This window comes from Arminella tubonensis (assembly GCF_003240585.1).
Classification (GTDB): Bacteria; Pseudomonadota; Alphaproteobacteria; order Rhizobiales; family Rhizobiaceae; genus Rhizobium; species Rhizobium tubonense.
Window position 1 is genome coordinate 25468 of the sequence record NZ_PCDP01000034.1, and the last position, 16772, is coordinate 42239.

Consider the following 16772-nt stretch of genomic DNA (forward strand, 5'->3'; position numbering starts at 1 on the left):
CGTGTTTTGATATCTTTTGATGTTGACATGGATATGTCGCATCTTTATTCATCATTTCAGTCGGATGGCGAGGAGGCTGTCCACCCACAGTTCGCAATCAACCACTACTGCTAGCGGTGCGAACAGGCTTGCGACGGAGATCTGCCCGGCGCGGTATCGGCAACTGGCAGGTCGGTGGAGGAGACAACATGAAGATCTTTGCACGACTTGCGGCCGCTGCCGGCTTTGTCCTGGCAATATCGACCAGCTATGCGGCCCACGCCGAAGACACCCAGAAGACCTTCTACCTGCTCTCGCACGGCGGCCCGTCCGATGCCTTCTGGCTGGACTGGAATTCCGGCGCGACCAAGGCTTGCGCGCAGTTGAAAGTCACCTGCAAGATTTCGTTCAGCGGTGGCGACATGGCCTCGCAGAAAGAAGCGTTCAACTCGGCAATCGCTGCGAAGGCGGATGGCATTGCGACGACCTCGGCCCAGCCCGGATTGTGGACTGGCGAAGTCAAGGCAGCCAGAGCCGGCGGCATCCCCGTCGTCTTCTTCAATACCGACGACGTTTCGACGGACAGGCAGGCCTATGTCGGCGCCGATCTAACGGACGCCGGGGTGACGTGGGCGAAATATCTCGTCGACAAAAAGCTCGTCAAATCAGGCGACAAGGTCTTCCTCCCCGTCGAGGTTCCCGGCGCAAGCTACCAGCAGCTCGAAACGCAAGGCATTGCCAGTGTGTTCGATCCGCTTGGCATCAAATATGATGTCGTCGATTGCGGCACGGATCCGGCCGGAATTATCGCGAAAATGAGCGACTACATGGTCGCGAACAATCCGCCGGCGATCATTGCGCTCGGTGACTCAGTGGCTGCCAGCGTAAAGCGGGTATTCGATTCAGCCGGTGTCGCGCCGGGGAAGATCCCCGTTGTCGGCTGGGGCAATTCGAAAGAAACGGCCGAAGCCGTCAAGGCCGGCTATGTCAATGCGGCGGCCTGGCAGTACCCATCGGCTCAGGGTTTCATGCCCGTGGCTCTTCTGGCGCTTGCAGCGTCGGGCGAGCCGATCGGTTATGACATCCACACGTTCGGCCTTTACGACGCCACCAGCGTTGAGCCGATCCTGAAGCTTTACAGCAAGTGACGGCTCGGCGTCCGATCTGCCTGCGCTCGGGCGCCGTAACCACAACGGTTGGTGCAACATGACCATGACAACATCGGCGACAACAACTTGGAGCAGGGGCTGGCCGGCAATCGGCCGCTCACCGCAAATCGCGTCGCTCATAATCCTGATAGTGGTCCTTGCCGCGTTCTCTGTCGCGAACGGAAACTTCCTCTCTCCGCTCAACATATCGAACATGCTCGCGTTTCTACCGGAGCTTGGCATTATTGCGCTCGGGATGACCCTTCTGCTGACCGCCGGCGAATTCGACCTTTCGGTTGGTGCGGTGTTCGGCCTAGCGCCCGTGGTCGTTACGCTGCTGGTGCAGACAGCGCATATGAACATCGGGATTTCACTGTTGGCGGGACTTGTCCTGTGTGTCGTCATCGGCGCGATCAACGGGCTGGTGGTCACCAAGGTCAAGATTTCCTCGTTCTTGGTGACGTTGTCGATGCTGCTGATCATCAGGGGGGTGGCGCTTTACATAACGCAGGGCTTTCCGCTGAAATCCTGGGATCAGCCCGGATTATTCGTGACCCTCCTGGCCGGCACCATGGAAATCGGACAATTCAAGCTCTACGTCTCGCTCTTGTGGTTCGTCGGCCTGTCGTTGCTGGCCACCTACATCCTGCAATACGCCAAGCTCGGCAACTGGGTTTCCGCCATCGGATCGAACCGAAATGCGGCTGTTGCTCGTGGCGTGCCTGCCGACAAGGTTAAGATCTGGCTGTTCATCCTGACCTCCGTATTGGCGGGATTGGCGGGGATGATCAGTGCGTTTCGGATATCCGCTGCCTCGCCTGTCGCCGGAACGGGTTACGAGCTGGAAGTCATCGCAATGGTTGTCGTCGGGGGCACGGCGTTGACCGGTGGTCGCGGTACCATATTAGGCACCGTCGTCGGCGCCCTCATGCTTCGCGCCATACGCAACGGCATCGTGCTGATCGGCGTGCCGGGCCTCGCCTACAACATTTTCGTCGGCGGCATCATCCTTGTCATGCTGATCCTGCACGCTCTGCTGCAGAAGAATACGGCAAGGAGCTGAGATCATGGAAGAGGTTCTTCGGCTCGAAAACCTGCAGAAATTCTTCGGCAATGTTCGGGCGCTAAAGGATGCCACGTTCACGCTGAACGAAGGCGAAGTCGTCGCGTTGCTGGGAGATAACGGCGCTGGCAAGTCGACCCTGATCAAGGCCATCTCCGGCATCCATCCAGCCGACCAGGGCAATATTTTTGTGCGTGGAGCCAAGGTCTCGATAAAGTCGCCACGCGAAGCGATGGCACTTGGTATCGAGACGATCCATCAGGATACCTCCCTTGCGCCGGATTTAAGTATCGCCCGCAACCTGTTCCTTGGTCGTGAGCCCACCAAGCTGTCGTGGCTTGGCGTCTTTGCGCCAATGGATCTTGTCACTCTCCGCGCGGCGGCATCGACGCTCCTGAAGCGCGTCGGGATTTCCAAGAAGCTGAATGCGGATGCGCCCGTCAGCACGCTTTCGGGCGGCGAGAGGCAGTCGATCGCCATTTCCCGGGCTATGCAATTTGCCGCCAAAGTCATCATCCTGGACGAGCCGACCAACAATCTCGGGGTCGAGGAAACGCACGGGGTTCTGCGGTTCGTCAAGGAGGTTCGCCAGGCCGGGCATTCCGTGTTGTTCATCACGCACAATATTCACCACGTCTTCCAGGTGGCCGACCGTATCGTCGTCATGCGCCGTGGCGAGGTCGTCGCCGAATTGATCGTCGCGGAGACCGATTTGCTGACAGTCGAAAGCATCATCATGGGGGTGGACAAGGCCACGCTCGTGGGCGATGCGATGGCGCATTGAAGGCGGAATGCGCGATGGTTAAACTTTATGGTCAGACGCTCAACCGCCGCCAGCTTACGGAGCGTACCGGTCTGCTGTCGCAGGTCGCAGGCGTCCGGCTTTCGACGCTGTCCGACGGCGTCGAACGAGGAATTCGAATGCTCGAGTTCCGCACCGGGAGTGGGCTGCGATTTACCGTTCTGGTCGATCGGGCAATGGATATTGCAGACTGCGACTACAAGGGACTTGGGATCGCGTGGAATTCCCCGACCGGATTTCGCAATCCCGCCCTCCACGAGTATGAAGGCGAAAATGGTCTCGCGTGGGCGCGCTCCTTTTCAGGGCTGCTTGTGACGTGCGGTCTGGACCATATCCTTGGTCCTGAAAAGGTGCCCGCCTCCAACTACAACTATCCCGGAAAGACGACGATCCGCCACTCTTTGCACGGCAGGGTCGGCAATATTCCGGCCCGTCTCACAGGCTATGGAGAAACCTGGGAGGGTCACCGCTGTGTCCTCTGGGCCGAGGGCATCATCCAGCAGGCGGCTGTTTTTGGCGAGAACCTGCATCTCGTTCGCCGGATCGAAGCCGATGTCGGCGGCAACGAAGTTCGGGTCAGCGACCGCGTGATCAATCAGGGTTTCATGCCGACGCCACACATGATCTTCTACCACGTCAACGTCAGTTATCCACTCTTGGATGAGGGGTCGCGGTACGTCGCGCCGATCACCGATGTGATCTGGGCGTCCCACGCGGGCGCCGAGTACGCCAGTCAGAATGCCGGCTACAAGGTGGCCCTCGGACCTCAACAGAGCTTTCGCGAACAGGTCTGGCAGCACGAGTTGGCGGCAGATGGAAACGGCGACGTTCCCGTTGCCATTATCAATGATCGTCTCGGTCTTGGCTTCGAAGTCGTGACGTCCAAGGCGCAGCTTCCCTGCGCCTACGTCTGGCAGAATTATCAGGCGGGCCAGTATGCCTTGGGGATTGAACCTTCGACCAATCATGCGCTCGGAGAAACCTTTGCCCGTGAGCGCGACGAGCTGATCTGGCTTGAGCATGGCGATGCGAGGTCCTACGATGTCAAGTTGCGGGTGTTGGACGATCGCGAGCAAATTGACGCGACTGAGCGTAGGATCGAGGCGATTTCGGCGGCACCCGCGGCCGACTTCCCGGCGATGTCAAATCGATTTCCCCCTTTGCGGGGCAGAGAGGCTCGACCGAATGGAGCTGTGGCGTCGCAATGACAGGTCAAAAACAGGAAACAATCGTGATGAAGCGCGACTACAGCCTCGTCGGTGAAAGTACCAGAAAGGCAATCGAGACCGGATTGGCTTCCGCCGAATGGTATCACACCGATGTCCCCCGCAAGGTGATGAAAGATCTGATGCAACGCTCGGATCTTCCCGCCATTCGTGACACGCTGATCTGGATTTTGTCATTCGTCATCTCTGCAGCCGGGGCGATATATTTTTGGCCGACCTGGTTCTGCATACCCTTCCTGTTTGTCTATGGAGTGCTTTACGGCTCCTCCTCGGACTCGCGATGGCATGAATGCGGCCACGGTACGGCGTTCAAGACCCGCTGGATGAACAACGTCGTCTATCAGATTGCCAGCTTCATGCTGATGCGCAATCCCGTCACCTGGCGCTGGAGCCACGCGCGCCATCATACCGATACGATCATCGTCGGTCGCGACGCCGAAATTGCCGTGATGCGACCACCTGATCTCCTGAGAGTCGTTGTGAATTTCTTCGGAATTCTCGACGCCTGGTATTCGATGATCGCACTTCTGCGCAACTGCTTCGGTACGGTGAGCGCGGAGGAGAAGACCTTCATACCCGAGATGGAGTGGTCGAAAGTCATCTTCGCGGCGCGGATCCATATTGCGATCTACGTGTTGACCATCGGGCTGTCCATCGCCACTCGCTCGTTTCTTCCACTGATGCTGGTCGGCCTGCCACGCCTTTATGGTTGCTGGCACATGGTTCTCACCGGTCTGCTGCAACATATCGGACTTGCCGACAACGTCATCGATCATCGACTGAATAGTCGCACCGTGTACATGAACCCGATCAGCCGGTTCATATACTGGAACATGAACTACCACGTCGAGCATCACATGTTTCCGATGGTGCCCTATCACTCGCTTCCGAGATTGCATGCCCTGATCAAGCACGATCTGCCCGTGCCCAATCCTTCGATGTGGCACGCCTATAGGGAGGTCTTTCCCGTCCTTATCCGGCAGCTCAGGAACGAGGACTATTTTCTGAAGCGCGAACTCCCACCGACCGCGCGGCCCTACAAGGATGAATTCCACCATCTAGATGAACTTTCAGGCGCTGCCGAGTAACGGCTGAGCGCTTGGGAACAAACCATTGGAGAGCGCCAGATAATGTGGATCGAAGTGTGCAAGGTCGGTGATATCGATCAGGAAGACCTCATTCGGTTCGATCACGGCGACCGGACCTTCGCGGTCTACCGGTCGGATGAGGACGAGTATTTCGCGACCGACGGTCTGTGCACCCACGAGAAGGTTCACCTGTCCGACGGTCTCGTCATGGGCGACATCATCGAATGCCCAAAGCATAACGGCCGCTTCAACTACAAGACAGGAGAGGCAAGGGGGGCACCGGTTTGCGTCAACCTCCAGACCTATCCCGTCAGTATCGAAGCCGATAAGGTTCGGATCATGATAGGCTGATCGGCCTCGTATGACCTGTCAAACAACAAAGGATGTCCACATGCGCCAAGCAAGGCCCACCGTCGCCGATCTGAGAGCGATGCGCGGAAAGCGCCAGCTGACGATGCTGAGAGTTCTCACACTGGACGAAGCCGAAGCTGCCGAGAGGGCAGGCGTGGACATCGTCTCCGTCCCGCCGGAACTGGTCTGCGACCCGCGCTACCGCGAAGTCGCGCCCAGCCTTTTCACGATGCCGGGAGATAACTTCTACGAAGTCGGCACAGCGGACGATTTCGTTCGTTGGGCCTTCAGGCTCTACAAGGCCGGTGCCGACGCCGTTTATTGCAGCGCCAGCTATGCCACGATAAAGCGTATGGCAGACGAAGCTATCCCGGTTATCGGCCATGTCGGCCTCATCCCATCGCGGGCGACGTGGACAGGCGGCTTCAAGGCCGTCGGGAAAACGGCCGAAACAGCGATGCAGGTCTTCGAGGCGGTCAAGAACCTGGAGGCTGCAGGCGCGATCGGCGCCGAAATCGAGGTTGTGCCCGTCGAAGTGGCCAGGGCAATTTCGGAACGAACTTCGCTGATCATGTTGTCGATGGGCGCGGGGGACGGTTGCGATGCGCAGTACCTGTTCGCTGACGACATATTGGGCCAGACCCGTGGCCACGTCCCGCGTCATTCGAAGGTCTATCGCAACTTTGCCGCGGAGTACGAGCGTCTGCAGGCGGAGAGGATTGAGGCCTTTAGTGAGTTTGTAAACGACGTTACATCAGCGCGTTATCCGGAAGACCGCCACGTCGTCAACATGAGCAGCTCGGAGCTTGAGCGTTTCGAGCAAATGCTCCCGAAATAAATTGAGTCGAGATTTGATCCGTGTCGTATCGTCGCTGCTGCGACAATACGAGGTGTGACGAGATCAAAGGCGACCCTGGCATAGCCAATTTTGAATCATGCGAGTAAAATGCTTATCCCTTGATCAGCCACTTCTTGGCAACACGACAGGCGATCGTATAGGCGGGATCGAAGACATTGGCGACATCGTAGCGTACGACCTGGCCGAGTAGGTGGCTTGCGGCCTTCTTGTCCAGGCCGTAATCCGATGTCAGCCAGTTCAGCATTTCGGTGGTGGCGTGCTGGAGCGCCTGATCGAGAGGTCGGGCGTTGCCGATGGTCAGGATGTCTTCGGCGGTTTCGCCGCGCGGCCAGACCAGCGTCGCCATTTTTTCGACGGTGAGCCGAACCGTCACTTCAAACGTGGTTTCGACGCCGGTCCCGACAATCTCGCCATCTCCCTGGACTGCGTGACAGTCACCCAGAAAGAACAAGGCGCCGGGGGCCGACACCGGCAACCAAACCGTCGTGCCGGGACCAAACAGGCGGTAGTCCATGTTGCCGCCATATTCACCGCTGGTCGCTGTCGATATCGCCTGGCCAAGGGCTGGCGCGACCCCGAAGCACCCGATCATCGGGGCGAGGGGCAGAACGAAACTCTCGAGGCCGGTGACTGGCTCGGAAAGCCGCACGGTCGATGCTTCGCGATCGATGGTCCACAGCGTCATGTCGCGCGGTGGGAGGTCCCGAATCGTCTCGGGATCGACCACATTGGCGGCCACTGCACCGCGGGTAAAACCACTGTCTCTCGTCGGCGTCATACTGATGATCTCGACCTTCAGTGCATCCCCGGCCTCCGCGCCCTCCACAAAGATCGGACCATTCATCGGATTAGGCCCATGCGCCTGCCTGCCGCCGTCGCTATCGTATCCGGCTGCATCGAGTGTCTGCGTGATGACGGTATCGCCATCGGCGATCCGCAGCGCTGATGGAAAAGAACCGATGACATTGTGAAAGGTCGTCGGAATAAAGTGGTGCGTGGTCATATAGTTACCCTTGCTCGTGTGCACTAGCCTCCGGAGGCCAGATAATCCATGCCTGCCTTCAGTGCCGTTGCCGGTTGTGCCAGAGCGTGAACATCGGGGCAAAGGGCTGGAAGGAGAACGGACCGATATATCCCGCTTCCCGCATAACCTTCATCTGCCCGAGGTTGTCAATGCGGTCATCCTCGTCGACCAGCACGCGGTGGGGGGTCGCGAATCGGCAACCACAACGTCGGGATCGCTAACGCCCGAAATATGCACCAGACCCGTCATACCGGGAAAGATCGCCTTCTCGCCAGCGAGATGATGATGAAAGGTGTCATGGACAAGCTTAAAAGTCGATTGCGCCCGGAGATCTTCGATCGCGGCGGCCGCTTGGTTGCAGCGCCGTTCGAAGATTGGCCTGACGGATGCCATCTTGCTTGCCGCTGCCGTCATTGACCGGAACCAGCACGAGCGCCTTGGCGCCGCAATCCCTGGCATAGTCGATCGAGCTCCAGGCCTCGGCTGCGCGGGTATCGTTCCATTCGTTGAAACGCTGCAGGGCGTTGATCGAGATGATCGTCAGACCATGACGGGCGGCTGCGTTCTTGATCACGGACGCGGTGTTCCGTCAAGAATGGCGTTGCCCGAGAGGTCGTTGCGAATTTCGACCGAATGGACGTCCAGCGATTTCGCCATCGCAAAGAAATCGTCGATCGGCATCGACGGAGCGCACATATGGTTCAGCGCAAATCGAATGGAATTCAGGGTCTTTCCTCCTCAGCCGGTCCCGATCACAGAAGGACATTCGGTCGACACGGCTCTTCGCCAAGGCCTGTCGAAAATAACGGTGCAATCCATGCAGCAATTTGTCTCTCACCCGTCATCGATGATAGAAATCGGATCTGGCTGATGGGATTCTTTCATTCTCTGACGACCTGCTCTCAAATATTCTCGGAGATGAATATCTCGAACGGCAGGAAGGATTGCCCCGGCACGGCGGCATCGCCTCGCTCCACCGCGTCGATCATCAGGGCCATCAGTTCCTTGCAGAGTGCGGGCAACGGCGTTCCGATGACCATCGTCACAATATCGTCCGCAAGAGCCGCCTTTGATTCCGGCGTCAGTTCGCTGACGATGGCGATGAGTTTGCCGGCCAATCCCTCCTCGCGGATTGCCGAGATAGCGCCTTCCATTCCGCCGCCGCAGATGTAGAGGCCGACAAGGTCCGGATGCTTCTGCAGCAGGTTTAATGTCGCCTCATGGGTGATCTCGGCGGTCTCGAGATTGATCAGCGTGTCCAGAACCTCGAATTCGGGAGCATTCTCACGAAAATAGGATCGAAAGCCAATCTCGCGAAGCTCGTGCCCATGGAAGCGATGGCTGCCGACAAAACATGCGACTTTGCCTGGCTTGTCTGCTGATTTGGCAATCATCCATGCGGCGGTTCGCCCGGCCTTGCGGTTGTTCAGCCCGACATAGGCGTTACGGACACCCGACGCCAGATCGGATAATAGCGAAAACACAGGCACGCCACTCTCTTTCAGTTCCTCGACGACCGTGGACAGTGCGGGATAATCCGGCCCGACCAGAGCGACTGCCTGGCTACGAGAGGAAACAGCCCTCAGTTTCTCGATGATAGCCGTCGGCGTCGAAGCTGCCGAGAACTCGATCCGGATATCAATGCGGGCACTTGTCACCGCAAGGGCGGCGACTTCCAGTTCTCTAGCGAAGGCCTGGTAGAAGGACTGGTTCGGCTTCTGCAGAACGATGCCGAACCTGTACTGCGACAGATCCTCGAAGACACGTTGCCGCAACAGGCCGACGGCATGATAGCCGATCGACTGCGCCGCATCGTAGACCCGTCGAGCGGTCTCTTCACGCACCCGGTGGCGGCCGTTCAACACCCGATCGACCGTTGCAACGCTCACGCCTGACGCCTTGGCAAGGTCTGTAATGGTAGGACGGCGCATGCGGGCTCCTGATGTCTTCCACCATCGATGATACACGAACGTGATAGTTTATGATAGATTCCATCATTACGGCATTGAGGCAAGCGGAAAGTCGACTTATCCTGATGCCTATAGACTTTGACAGACTTTGCAGGAGCGCGAACCCCGGAGGCGACAATGACGATGCATACCCCGAAGCGTGACTACGACCTGACAGGCGCCAGCGCCAGCGCCGCCGTAGAGACGGGGCTGGCTGCTGCGGAATGGTATCACACCGACGTCCCGCGCAAGGAGATGAAGGCGCTGATGCAGCGATCCGACGGAGCCGCCATTCGCGACACGGCCATCTGGATCGGCTCTATGCTGGTGCTTGCCGGGCTCGGCATCTATTTTTGGGGAAGCTGGCTGTGCGTGCCGTTCTTCCTGGCATATGGCGTGCTATACGGCTCTGCTTCGGACAGCCGCTGGCACGAATGTGGCCATGGTACTGCCTTCAAGACCCGCTGGATGAATGACGTCGTCTACCAGATCGCCTGCTTCATGATCGTGCGAAATCCGGTTAGAACGAAAAGAAAATGCCCGAGGAGGAAAACCATATGAGCGGAAACTGGCTTGAAGTCTGCGCGGCGGAAGAGATCGACGAGGAAGATGTCATCCGTTTCGATCACGCCGGCCGGACCTTCGCCATCTATCGCAGCCCCGACGATGAATACTTCGCGACGGATGGCCTTTACACACACGAAAAGGTCTATCTCGCCGATGGGCTCGTCATGGACGAGATCATCGAATGTCCGAAGCACGGCGAAGCAAAAGGCGCTCCGGTCTGCGTCAATCTCGCGACTTATCCGGTAAAGGTTGAAGGCGGCGCCGTCTTCATTTCCATCTAGGTGCCCGCCATGTCTCATTTCGTCATCGTCGGGGCAGGGGAATGCGGTGCACGCGCTGCGTTCGCGCTTCGCGAAAAAGGCTTCGCTGGCGCGATCGCGCTGATTGGCACGGAAACGATCGCTCCCTACGAGCGGCCGCCGCTGTCCAAGGAAACGCTGGCAGAATTGCACCTGCCGAAATTCGTGGCCACGCTGGAACGTTACGCCGAGGCCGGCATCGAGCTGCTGACTGGGGTGACGGTTTCGCACATTGATACGGCAGGCAAGTCGGTCACCATGTCAGACGGTCGGCGCATCCTGTTTAACAAGCTGCTACTGGCGACCGGTGCCCATGCGCGACCCTTTCCCGGCATTTCAAGCACGGGCGGCCGGATCCGGTCGTTGAGGACGCATGCGGATGCCTTGGCGCTGCGCGAGGTAATCGTGCTCGGCCGACATATCGCCGTTATCGGCGGCGGCTTCATCGGTCTTGAACTGGCCGCAACCGCCCGCAAGCTCGGTGCCCAGGTCACGGTCGTCGAAGGCCTGCCGCGCGTGTTGAAACGCGGCGTGCCAGAGGAGATTGCCGAGGTAATCGCGGGACGACACCGGCAAGAAGGCGTCACTATCCGTTGTGGCGTGGCTATCGCTGCGCTCGAGGAAGATAACAAGGAGGCCCGGATCCGCCTTGCAAGCGGCGAGACCATAACCGCTGACGTGATCTGCGTCGGCATCGGCGCGCTGCCGAACATTACCCTTGCGGCGGATGCCGGGCTGACGATCGACAACGGCATCGCCGTCGACGATCGGCTCCAAACCTCGGCGCCCGATGTCTACGCCGCCGGTGATTGTTGCTCGTTTCCGCTGACGCTATACGGCGGCCGACGGGTCAGGCTCGAATCCTGGCGTAACGCGCAGGAGCAGGGAACGTTGGCTGCCGCCAACATGATGGGAGCAAACGAACCGATCTCGGCGGTGCCCTGGTTCTGGTCAGACCAGTATGACCTGACGCTACAGATTGCCGGATTGGCCGATGGCGCTACCTCGGTGCTGCGTCGCGATCTCGGCGACGGCGCCTTTCTGCTCTTCCATCTCGACGATGCCGGGCGGTTGCTCGCCGCCAGCGGGATCGGCCGAGGCAATGTCGTTGCCCGCGATATTCGTCTGGCGGAAATGTTGATCGCCGCTCGCGCCCATCCCGAACCGATGGCTCTGACGTCAAGCAATATAAAACTGAAATCGCTGCTGGCTGCCTGACGCCGTGCCAGAAGGCGTTGTTGCGCGGATCATCCGTCGACTGATATTGAGCGGTGGTTTTCAGTCTCCTGATCGGGATTTCGCCGATGCCGCACAAGTTCAATGCCGACCGGCGGGACAAGATAGCCAAGCAGAAATTTCAGGTGACGAAATGGGCGCGGTATAATGAAAGCCTGCGTCAACGTGGTGATTTGAACGTGTGGGTGAGTGATGAGGTGCTTTGCTTGTGGTCTGCGTCGCGCCGGATATCTCGGGGCGGCCAGCCGAAATACTCGGATCTGGCGATTACGCTTGCTTGGCCCCAGTACATTATTGGGACCCAGATATACGGTAGACGATCTTCGGTTCAGGATGGTGCCAACCTGATTGGCAGAAAGCCTTCCTGATCGACCTCCAGGGCGTCAGACCACACATAATCGCCAGTAATATTGATATGGTCCCAGCCCAACGGCGACAGTTTTGAGATCATCTTCTCATCGAATGGCCTGCCTTGGCGGCGCATGGCCTCCGTGATCCGTCCGAGATAGCGGCAATTGAAGAGAACGATAGCGGCCGTGACAAGATTGAGGGCAGCGGCCCGGCTCGCCTGATTTTCATGGCTACGGTCCCTAAAGCGGCCCAGGCGATGGAAGGCGACGGCGCGGGCAAGGGTGTTTCGTGCTTCGCCCTTATTGAGTTCTGCAGTGACGAGTTGCCGGAGAGCGGGATCTTCAAACCACCGTAGGGTGAAGAGGGTGCGTTCGATGCGCCCGATTTCGCGCAAGGCCGCCGCCAGACTGTTCTGCTGCCGGTAAGGCTGACAGCTTCTTCAGGATAAGGGAAGGCGTGACCACCTTGTCGGCGAGTGCCCGGATCACCGGGTTCTGTCGCAAATTTTTGCAAAGGGCGCAGAAATGGCTTTCGCTGGACACAGTTATGCAGCGAGCGCGGCGAATTGCTGAAATGCGGATTGGCCGCTGGTTGAAAATTGCTGCTTGCGGATCATGTGGGCGACTTCGATACCATCCAGTGTCGCTGATGCAGACTGGCAAGATTTGAAGCCCTTCATGGGACGGGTCAGTTTCTTGATGAAACGATGATCTTGCTCAATCATGTTATTGAGATATTTAACCTGCAAGATCTCGATCAGCCAGAACCATCCCTGCAACAGCAACAGCCAGTTCATGTTTTGCAAGCCTGCGAAGCTCGCACCGCTCTTGTCGATGACGACCTTTTCGGGCCAACCATTGTTCTCGATCGTGCGGGCGAAGAAGGCGCTGGCGGCAGCCTCATCGCCGTTCGGTGTCGTTGTAGTAACTCGCGCCCGCGCTACCGACTTGTGCAACGACTGCTGCATGGCTTCCTGGAGCGGGATGCCGCGGTCGGCCGCTTCGGTCAGATAGCCGGAACGCAAGCCATCGCCAAAAGCATCACCGGATCGAGACCGGCTTGTCTGACGCGTGCCTTCAGGATCAGATTGACCGACTGCGGCGTCAAGGCGCGGCAATCGATGTTGCCCCACTGGTCGATACGACGGAAGATTGGCCCTGCGTCAATTTTTGCCTCCTCGATCCATTGCTTCAAAGCCTCGACCGGACGGCCGATCAGGACGGCATGGGCCTTGTCTTCTACATTCGTCGTCTTGGTGCGGCCAAGGTGGAGTGTCAGGCAGAGAAGGAGATGGGAGGCGGCATTGCGCGGATCGGCATGCACGGGTTCCTCGTCGACAAGATCCTCAATCCTCATTCCTGCAATTTCTGAGCGCCGGCGTTCGCCGGAAGCGAAGGCCGTCAGAAGAAGCGCGTAGTCACGGCTATCGACCAGGCGGTCGCCGGCGCAGGTGCCCAATAGCTTTGCCAGGATTTCACCAGTGACCGCGTTTTTTGCTCTTGCGTTGCCTCGGCGGCCCACTGCTCTTACAGCCAGCCTCAGCGCAGACTTTAACGATGGTGCGGTGAAGGACCCCGTCAGGCCGCGCCGACGGGTCAGGATCGACCAGGAGGTCAGGCGCCGGCGCACCGTATCGGGCGCATGTGGCCCTCCGCGCGCAGCAGCCCTTTGGCGCGCAACCCTGCCAAGACGCTCGTTTTACCTCGCGAAGATTGTCCAGGAGCATCTCCTAGCGGGACATGTGATTCCGATTTGCATGTTGGCGAAAGGCGGGCGGAGGCTTTGTTCACCTTTTCGCCATGGCCGGGTTGACGCATGGCGGTAGAACATATAGTGAACATGGATGAAGAAGTCGCTGAATGAACGCCTCGCCATTCTTTCCGATGCTGCCAAGTATGACGCATCCTGTGCCTCGAGCGGAACGGCTTCCCGGAATTCGTCGAAGTCCGGAGGATTGGGTTCGACGGAAGGATCCGGCATCTGCCATGCCTACGCACCGGATGGACGTTGCATTTCGCTGCTGAAGATACTGCTGACGAACTTCTGCATCTACGACTGCGCCTATTGCATCAACCGCTCCTCCAGCAATGTCGAGAGGGCGCGCTTCACAGTCGAGGAAGTGATCTGGCTGACGCTTGAATTCTACCGTCGCAACTATATCGAGGGGCTATTCCTGTCCTCGGGGATTATCCGCTCTTCCGATCACACCATGGAAGAGATGGTGCGCATCGCCCGCGAGCTTCGGACGACGCATAATTTCCGAGGCTACATCCACCTGAAGTCCATTCCCGAGGCTTCCGCCCGACTGGTCGAGGAGGCGGGTCTCTATGCCGACCGGCTGTCGCTCAACATCGAACTGCCGACCGACCAGGGTATCAACCGGTTCGCGCCTGAAAAGAAGCCCGCTGGCATCCGTCGCTCGATGGGAGAACTCCGGCTGAAGATCGAGGAGGCAAGTGAGCCGACGCTGCAGAGCAAGAAGCGCAAGCGCTTCGCTCCCGCCGGCCAGAGCACTCAAATGATCGTCGGCGCGGATGGCACAAGCGATGCGACGATCCTCGGGACAAGTGCCCGGCTCTACGGAAGTTATGGTCTTCGCCGTGTCTATTATTCTGCCTTCAGCCCCATTCCCGATTCCTCGAAAAACCTGCCGCTCATCAAACCACCTCTTATGCGCGAGCACCGGCTCTATCAGGCGGATTGGCTCTATCGTTTCTACGGCTTCGGCGTCGATGAAATCACCTCGACCCAGCAGAACGGAATGCTCGACCTCAATCTCGATCCGAAACTTGCCTGGGCGCTTGGGAACCGACAGGCATTTCCGGTCGATATCAACAGAGCCGAGCGCGAGACGCTGCTGCGGGTGCCGGGGCTCGGCACCAAGACCGTGAAGGCGATCCTGTCGGCGCGGCGCTTTCACATGCTGCACCTCGAGGATCTGGCGCGGCTCGGCGTTTCGGTGAAGAAGGTGCAGGCCTTCATCGTCGCTGACGGTTGGACGCCTCGAAAGCTGGCTGATCGCCAGGATTTGCGCTCGATGTTCGAGCCAAAACCCGAACAGCTGTCGTTGCTCTGATGGTTGCGGTCATCCTCAATGGCAGGGGGGAACTGACAGAGTGGCGCGACGCGGCACGAAAGCTGATCGCTGCCGGAATTCCCCCGGGGCAAATCGACTGGCACATCGGGAAGGAAGGCGACGACCTATTCGCAGCATCGGACAGTCCGCTGCCCGATCTTGCGCCGACCGGTCCTGCACCGATCAACGTGACGCACTCGTTTATTTCATTGGCTGAGGCGGTCGTTTGTCACTCTGATCTCAGCCGCTTCGCCCTGCTTTATCGTCTCCTGTGGCGGCTGAAAACTGATCGGCGGTTGCTCGAGGTGATGTCCGATGAGAATGTGCATGCGGCTCTGATGATGCAGAAATCGGTGCGCCGGGATTGCCACAAGATGACGGCCTTCGTTCGCTTCAAGGAGGTTGATACGGATATCACCACCAAGGGACATCGCCGACGTTTCGTCGCCTGGTTCGAGCCAGATCATTTCATCGTTGCGCGAACCGCCTCGTTTTTCCAGCGACGGTTTACCGATATGGATTGGCTGATCGCGACGCCGAAGGGGTCTGCCGCGTGGGATGGCAAGACCGTCTCGCTGTCCGATTTGCCCCAGCAGAAACTCGACATACACGACGACGCCGAGGATCTTTGGCGCACCTATTTCTCCAATATTTTCAATCCGGCGAGGCTGAAGGTCAAGGCGATGGTGGCGGAGATGCCGAAGAAATACTGGAAGAACCTGCCCGAGGCATCACTGATCCCGGGAATGATCGCCGGAGCGGAAGCAAGCGTTCGGGCGATGGCCGAGCGGGCGGCAACCGAACCCCAGCTGTTTCACCAGCGCCTGCAGCAGGCGGCCGCCAAACTTCCCGATGTTCCCGCGGCGCCTGCTGGCTCGCTAGACGAGTTGCGCGACCAGGCTCGGGGCTGCACCCGTTGCGATCTCTATTGTCACGCGACGCAAACCGTATTCGGCGAGGGGCCTCCTGATGCTAGGGTCATGTTCGTCGGGGAACAGCCTGGCGATCAGGAGGATCTCGCCGGACGTCCGTTCGTGGGGCCTGCGGGCAAGGTGTTCGACCAGGTCATCGGCGAAGTCAGTATCGACCGCGGCTCGCTGTATGTCACCAACGCCGTCAAGCACTTCAAATACGAGCCGCGTGGCAAACGCCGAATTCACCAGAAGCCCAACATGGGCGAAGTTCGTCAGTGTCGGTGGTGGCTCGACCTTGAACTGGCATCGATAAAACCGAAGTTGGTCGTTGCCATGGGCGCAACCGCGCTGTTGGCATTGACCAAAAAAAAGCAACGGCTGGAAGACGTGCGCGGAAAGCCGATTGCTCTTTTCGAAGATCGGCAGCTGTTCGTGACTGTCCATCCTTCCTACCTGCTGCGCATACCCGACGAGGTGCGCCAGCGAGAGGAGCGGGCCAGGTTCAGCGAGGATATGGCGAATGTCCGCCGGCTGATTGGCTAGCGGTAGCAATTCCGCCTGGTGTCGCGCCGTCGCTGGACCATGGCTCTGTCTCGAACGTGGTTGGAAGGTTCGGCGGTGCTTGTGGCGCGTTCGGTGTCTTGCGATCCTCTCGATCGAGCACGGACTGGTGGACCGACGCTCCGTCGGAGGTCGGCCAGGCAGATAGATGCCCTTGGCTGTTGATTTCCACGCGGAACTGAGCCGGGTTTTCCATCGAGAAGTGAGCCACCTCTGAGTATGATTTTCTGATCAGGTTTTGGTCAAGGGATTGCTTGTTTCCCTCCCGGCCTTCGACCG

Annotated in this window: 14 protein-coding genes and 4 pseudogenes; 12 read left to right on the forward strand and 6 right to left on the reverse strand. The window is 58.8% G+C overall.

Annotated elements, in window-relative coordinates:
• Nucleotides 1-188: 188 nt before the first annotated feature.
• The 7 genes from CPY51_RS11105 (at nt 189) to CPY51_RS11135 (ending at nt 6495) form a co-directional block, all read left to right on the forward strand.
• Entirely contained in the window at nt 189-1127 is a 939-nt protein-coding gene (locus CPY51_RS11105; RefSeq protein WP_111160306.1) for a sugar ABC transporter substrate-binding protein, read from the forward strand.
• 64 nt (nt 1128-1191) lie between these two features.
• Complete coding sequence (locus CPY51_RS11110) at nt 1192-2190, forward strand: ABC transporter permease (protein ID WP_111160307.1); 999 nt, start codon at nt 1192-1194, stop codon at nt 2188-2190.
• Between the two features lies 1 nt (nt 2191).
• Nucleotides 2192-2974 carry an ATP-binding cassette domain-containing protein gene (locus CPY51_RS11115; RefSeq protein WP_195909507.1) on the forward strand — a complete coding sequence of 261 codons (783 nt, stop codon included), beginning with the start codon at nt 2192-2194 and terminating at the stop codon, nt 2972-2974.
• A 14-nt stretch (nt 2975-2988) separates the two neighbouring features.
• Nucleotides 2989-4200, forward strand: a complete 1212-nt coding sequence (locus CPY51_RS11120) for an aldose 1-epimerase family protein (RefSeq protein ID WP_111160309.1) — start codon at nt 2989-2991, stop codon at nt 4198-4200.
• A gap of 26 nt (nt 4201-4226) precedes the next feature.
• Entirely contained in the window at nt 4227-5306 is a 1080-nt protein-coding gene (locus tag CPY51_RS11125; protein WP_244598617.1) for a fatty acid desaturase family protein, read from the forward strand.
• 42 nt (nt 5307-5348) lie between these two features.
• Nucleotides 5349-5657 (forward strand): MocE family 2Fe-2S type ferredoxin, encoded by a 309-nt coding sequence (locus CPY51_RS11130; RefSeq protein ID WP_111160311.1) that lies wholly within the window; start codon nt 5349-5351, stop codon nt 5655-5657.
• Between the two features lie 40 nt (nt 5658-5697).
• Nucleotides 5698-6495: a 3-methyl-2-oxobutanoate hydroxymethyltransferase gene (locus CPY51_RS11135; RefSeq protein ID WP_111160312.1), complete on the forward strand. Its 798-nt coding sequence runs from the start codon at nt 5698-5700 to the stop codon at nt 6493-6495.
• A gap of 112 nt (nt 6496-6607) precedes the next feature.
• On the opposite strand, the gene CPY51_RS11140 is transcribed toward CPY51_RS11135, so the two are convergent.
• From CPY51_RS11140 to CPY51_RS11150, 3 genes and pseudogenes are all read right to left on the reverse strand, one after another.
• Nucleotides 6608-7519, reverse strand: a complete 912-nt coding sequence (locus tag CPY51_RS11140; RefSeq protein ID WP_111160313.1) for an acetamidase/formamidase family protein — start codon at nt 7517-7519, stop codon at nt 6608-6610.
• Between the two features lie 23 nt (nt 7520-7542).
• Nucleotides 7543-8266 (reverse strand): annotated as a pseudogene (locus CPY51_RS11145) (TIM barrel protein).
• 176 nt (nt 8267-8442) lie between these two features.
• Entirely contained in the window at nt 8443-9471 is a 1029-nt protein-coding gene (locus CPY51_RS11150; RefSeq protein ID WP_111160314.1) for a LacI family DNA-binding transcriptional regulator, read from the reverse strand.
• 156 nt (nt 9472-9627) lie between these two features.
• Between CPY51_RS11150 and CPY51_RS11155 the strand changes: the two are divergent.
• From CPY51_RS11155 to CPY51_RS11165, 3 genes and pseudogenes are all read left to right on the forward strand, one after another.
• A pseudogene (locus tag CPY51_RS11155) lies at nt 9628-10044 on the forward strand (fatty acid desaturase); the annotation flags it as partial.
• Nucleotides 10045-10046: 2 nt separating this feature from the next.
• Nucleotides 10047-10337: a MocE family 2Fe-2S type ferredoxin gene (locus CPY51_RS11160; RefSeq protein ID WP_111160315.1), complete on the forward strand. Its 291-nt coding sequence runs from the start codon at nt 10047-10049 to the stop codon at nt 10335-10337.
• Between the two features lie 9 nt (nt 10338-10346).
• Nucleotides 10347-11573 (forward strand): NAD(P)/FAD-dependent oxidoreductase, encoded by a 1227-nt coding sequence (locus tag CPY51_RS11165; protein WP_111160316.1) that lies wholly within the window; start codon nt 10347-10349, stop codon nt 11571-11573.
• 346 nt (nt 11574-11919) lie between these two features.
• Here the strand turns inward: CPY51_RS11165 and CPY51_RS11175 are convergent, their stop codons facing one another.
• The 3 genes and pseudogenes from CPY51_RS11175 to CPY51_RS11185 all read right to left on the reverse strand — a co-directional run.
• Nucleotides 11920-12336, reverse strand: coding sequence for a Tn3 family transposase (locus CPY51_RS11175; RefSeq protein ID WP_420820687.1), 417 nt, complete (start codon nt 12334-12336; stop codon nt 11920-11922).
• A gap of 150 nt (nt 12337-12486) precedes the next feature.
• Nucleotides 12487-12846 (reverse strand): annotated as a pseudogene (locus CPY51_RS11180) (DDE-type integrase/transposase/recombinase); the annotation flags it as partial.
• Nucleotides 12842-13633: pseudogene (locus tag CPY51_RS11185) on the reverse strand (site-specific integrase); the annotation flags it as partial. The pseudogenes CPY51_RS11185 and CPY51_RS11180, both read right to left, overlap by 5 nt.
• A 152-nt stretch (nt 13634-13785) precedes the next feature.
• Between CPY51_RS11185 and CPY51_RS11190 the strand changes: the two are divergent.
• The gene (locus CPY51_RS11190; RefSeq protein WP_111160317.1) at nt 13786-15018 is read left to right on the forward strand and encodes a putative DNA modification/repair radical SAM protein; all 1233 of its coding nucleotides are present in this window, start codon (nt 13786-13788) and stop codon (nt 15016-15018) included.
• Complete coding sequence (locus tag CPY51_RS11195) at nt 15018-16475, forward strand: UdgX family uracil-DNA binding protein (RefSeq protein ID WP_111160318.1); 1458 nt, start codon at nt 15018-15020, stop codon at nt 16473-16475. Before CPY51_RS11190 ends, CPY51_RS11195 begins: the two co-directional genes overlap by 1 nt.
• The last annotated feature ends 297 nt before the right edge of the window (nt 16476-16772 follow it).

What these genes read in the sequence shown, in the direction of transcription:
- CPY51_RS11105 (WP_111160306.1), top strand. Translation starts at nt 189, where the DNA reads ATGAAGATCTTTGCACGACTTGCGGCCGCTGCCGGCTTTGTCCTGGCA.
- CPY51_RS11110 (WP_111160307.1), top strand. Translation starts at nt 1,192, where the DNA reads ATGACAACATCGGCGACAACAACTTGGAGCAGGGGCTGGCCGGCAATC.
- CPY51_RS11120 (WP_111160309.1), top strand. Translation starts at nt 2,989, where the DNA reads ATGGTTAAACTTTATGGTCAGACGCTCAACCGCCGCCAGCTTACGGAG.
- CPY51_RS11125 (WP_244598617.1), top strand. Translation starts at nt 4,227, where the DNA reads ATGAAGCGCGACTACAGCCTCGTCGGTGAAAGTACCAGAAAGGCAATC.
- CPY51_RS11130 (WP_111160311.1), top strand. Translation starts at nt 5,349, where the DNA reads ATGTGGATCGAAGTGTGCAAGGTCGGTGATATCGATCAGGAAGACCTC.
- CPY51_RS11135 (WP_111160312.1), top strand. Translation starts at nt 5,698, where the DNA reads ATGCGCCAAGCAAGGCCCACCGTCGCCGATCTGAGAGCGATGCGCGGA.
- CPY51_RS11140 (WP_111160313.1), bottom strand. Translation starts at nt 7,519, where the DNA reads ATGACCACGCACCACTTTATTCCGACGACCTTTCACAATGTCATCGGT.
- CPY51_RS11150 (WP_111160314.1), bottom strand. Translation starts at nt 9,471, where the DNA reads ATGCGCCGTCCTACCATTACAGACCTTGCCAAGGCGTCAGGCGTGAGC.
- CPY51_RS11160 (WP_111160315.1), top strand. Translation starts at nt 10,047, where the DNA reads ATGAGCGGAAACTGGCTTGAAGTCTGCGCGGCGGAAGAGATCGACGAG.
- CPY51_RS11165 (WP_111160316.1), top strand. Translation starts at nt 10,347, where the DNA reads ATGTCTCATTTCGTCATCGTCGGGGCAGGGGAATGCGGTGCACGCGCT.
- CPY51_RS11190 (WP_111160317.1), top strand. Translation starts at nt 13,786, where the DNA reads ATGAAGAAGTCGCTGAATGAACGCCTCGCCATTCTTTCCGATGCTGCC.
- CPY51_RS11195 (WP_111160318.1), top strand. Translation starts at nt 15,018, where the DNA reads ATGGTTGCGGTCATCCTCAATGGCAGGGGGGAACTGACAGAGTGGCGC.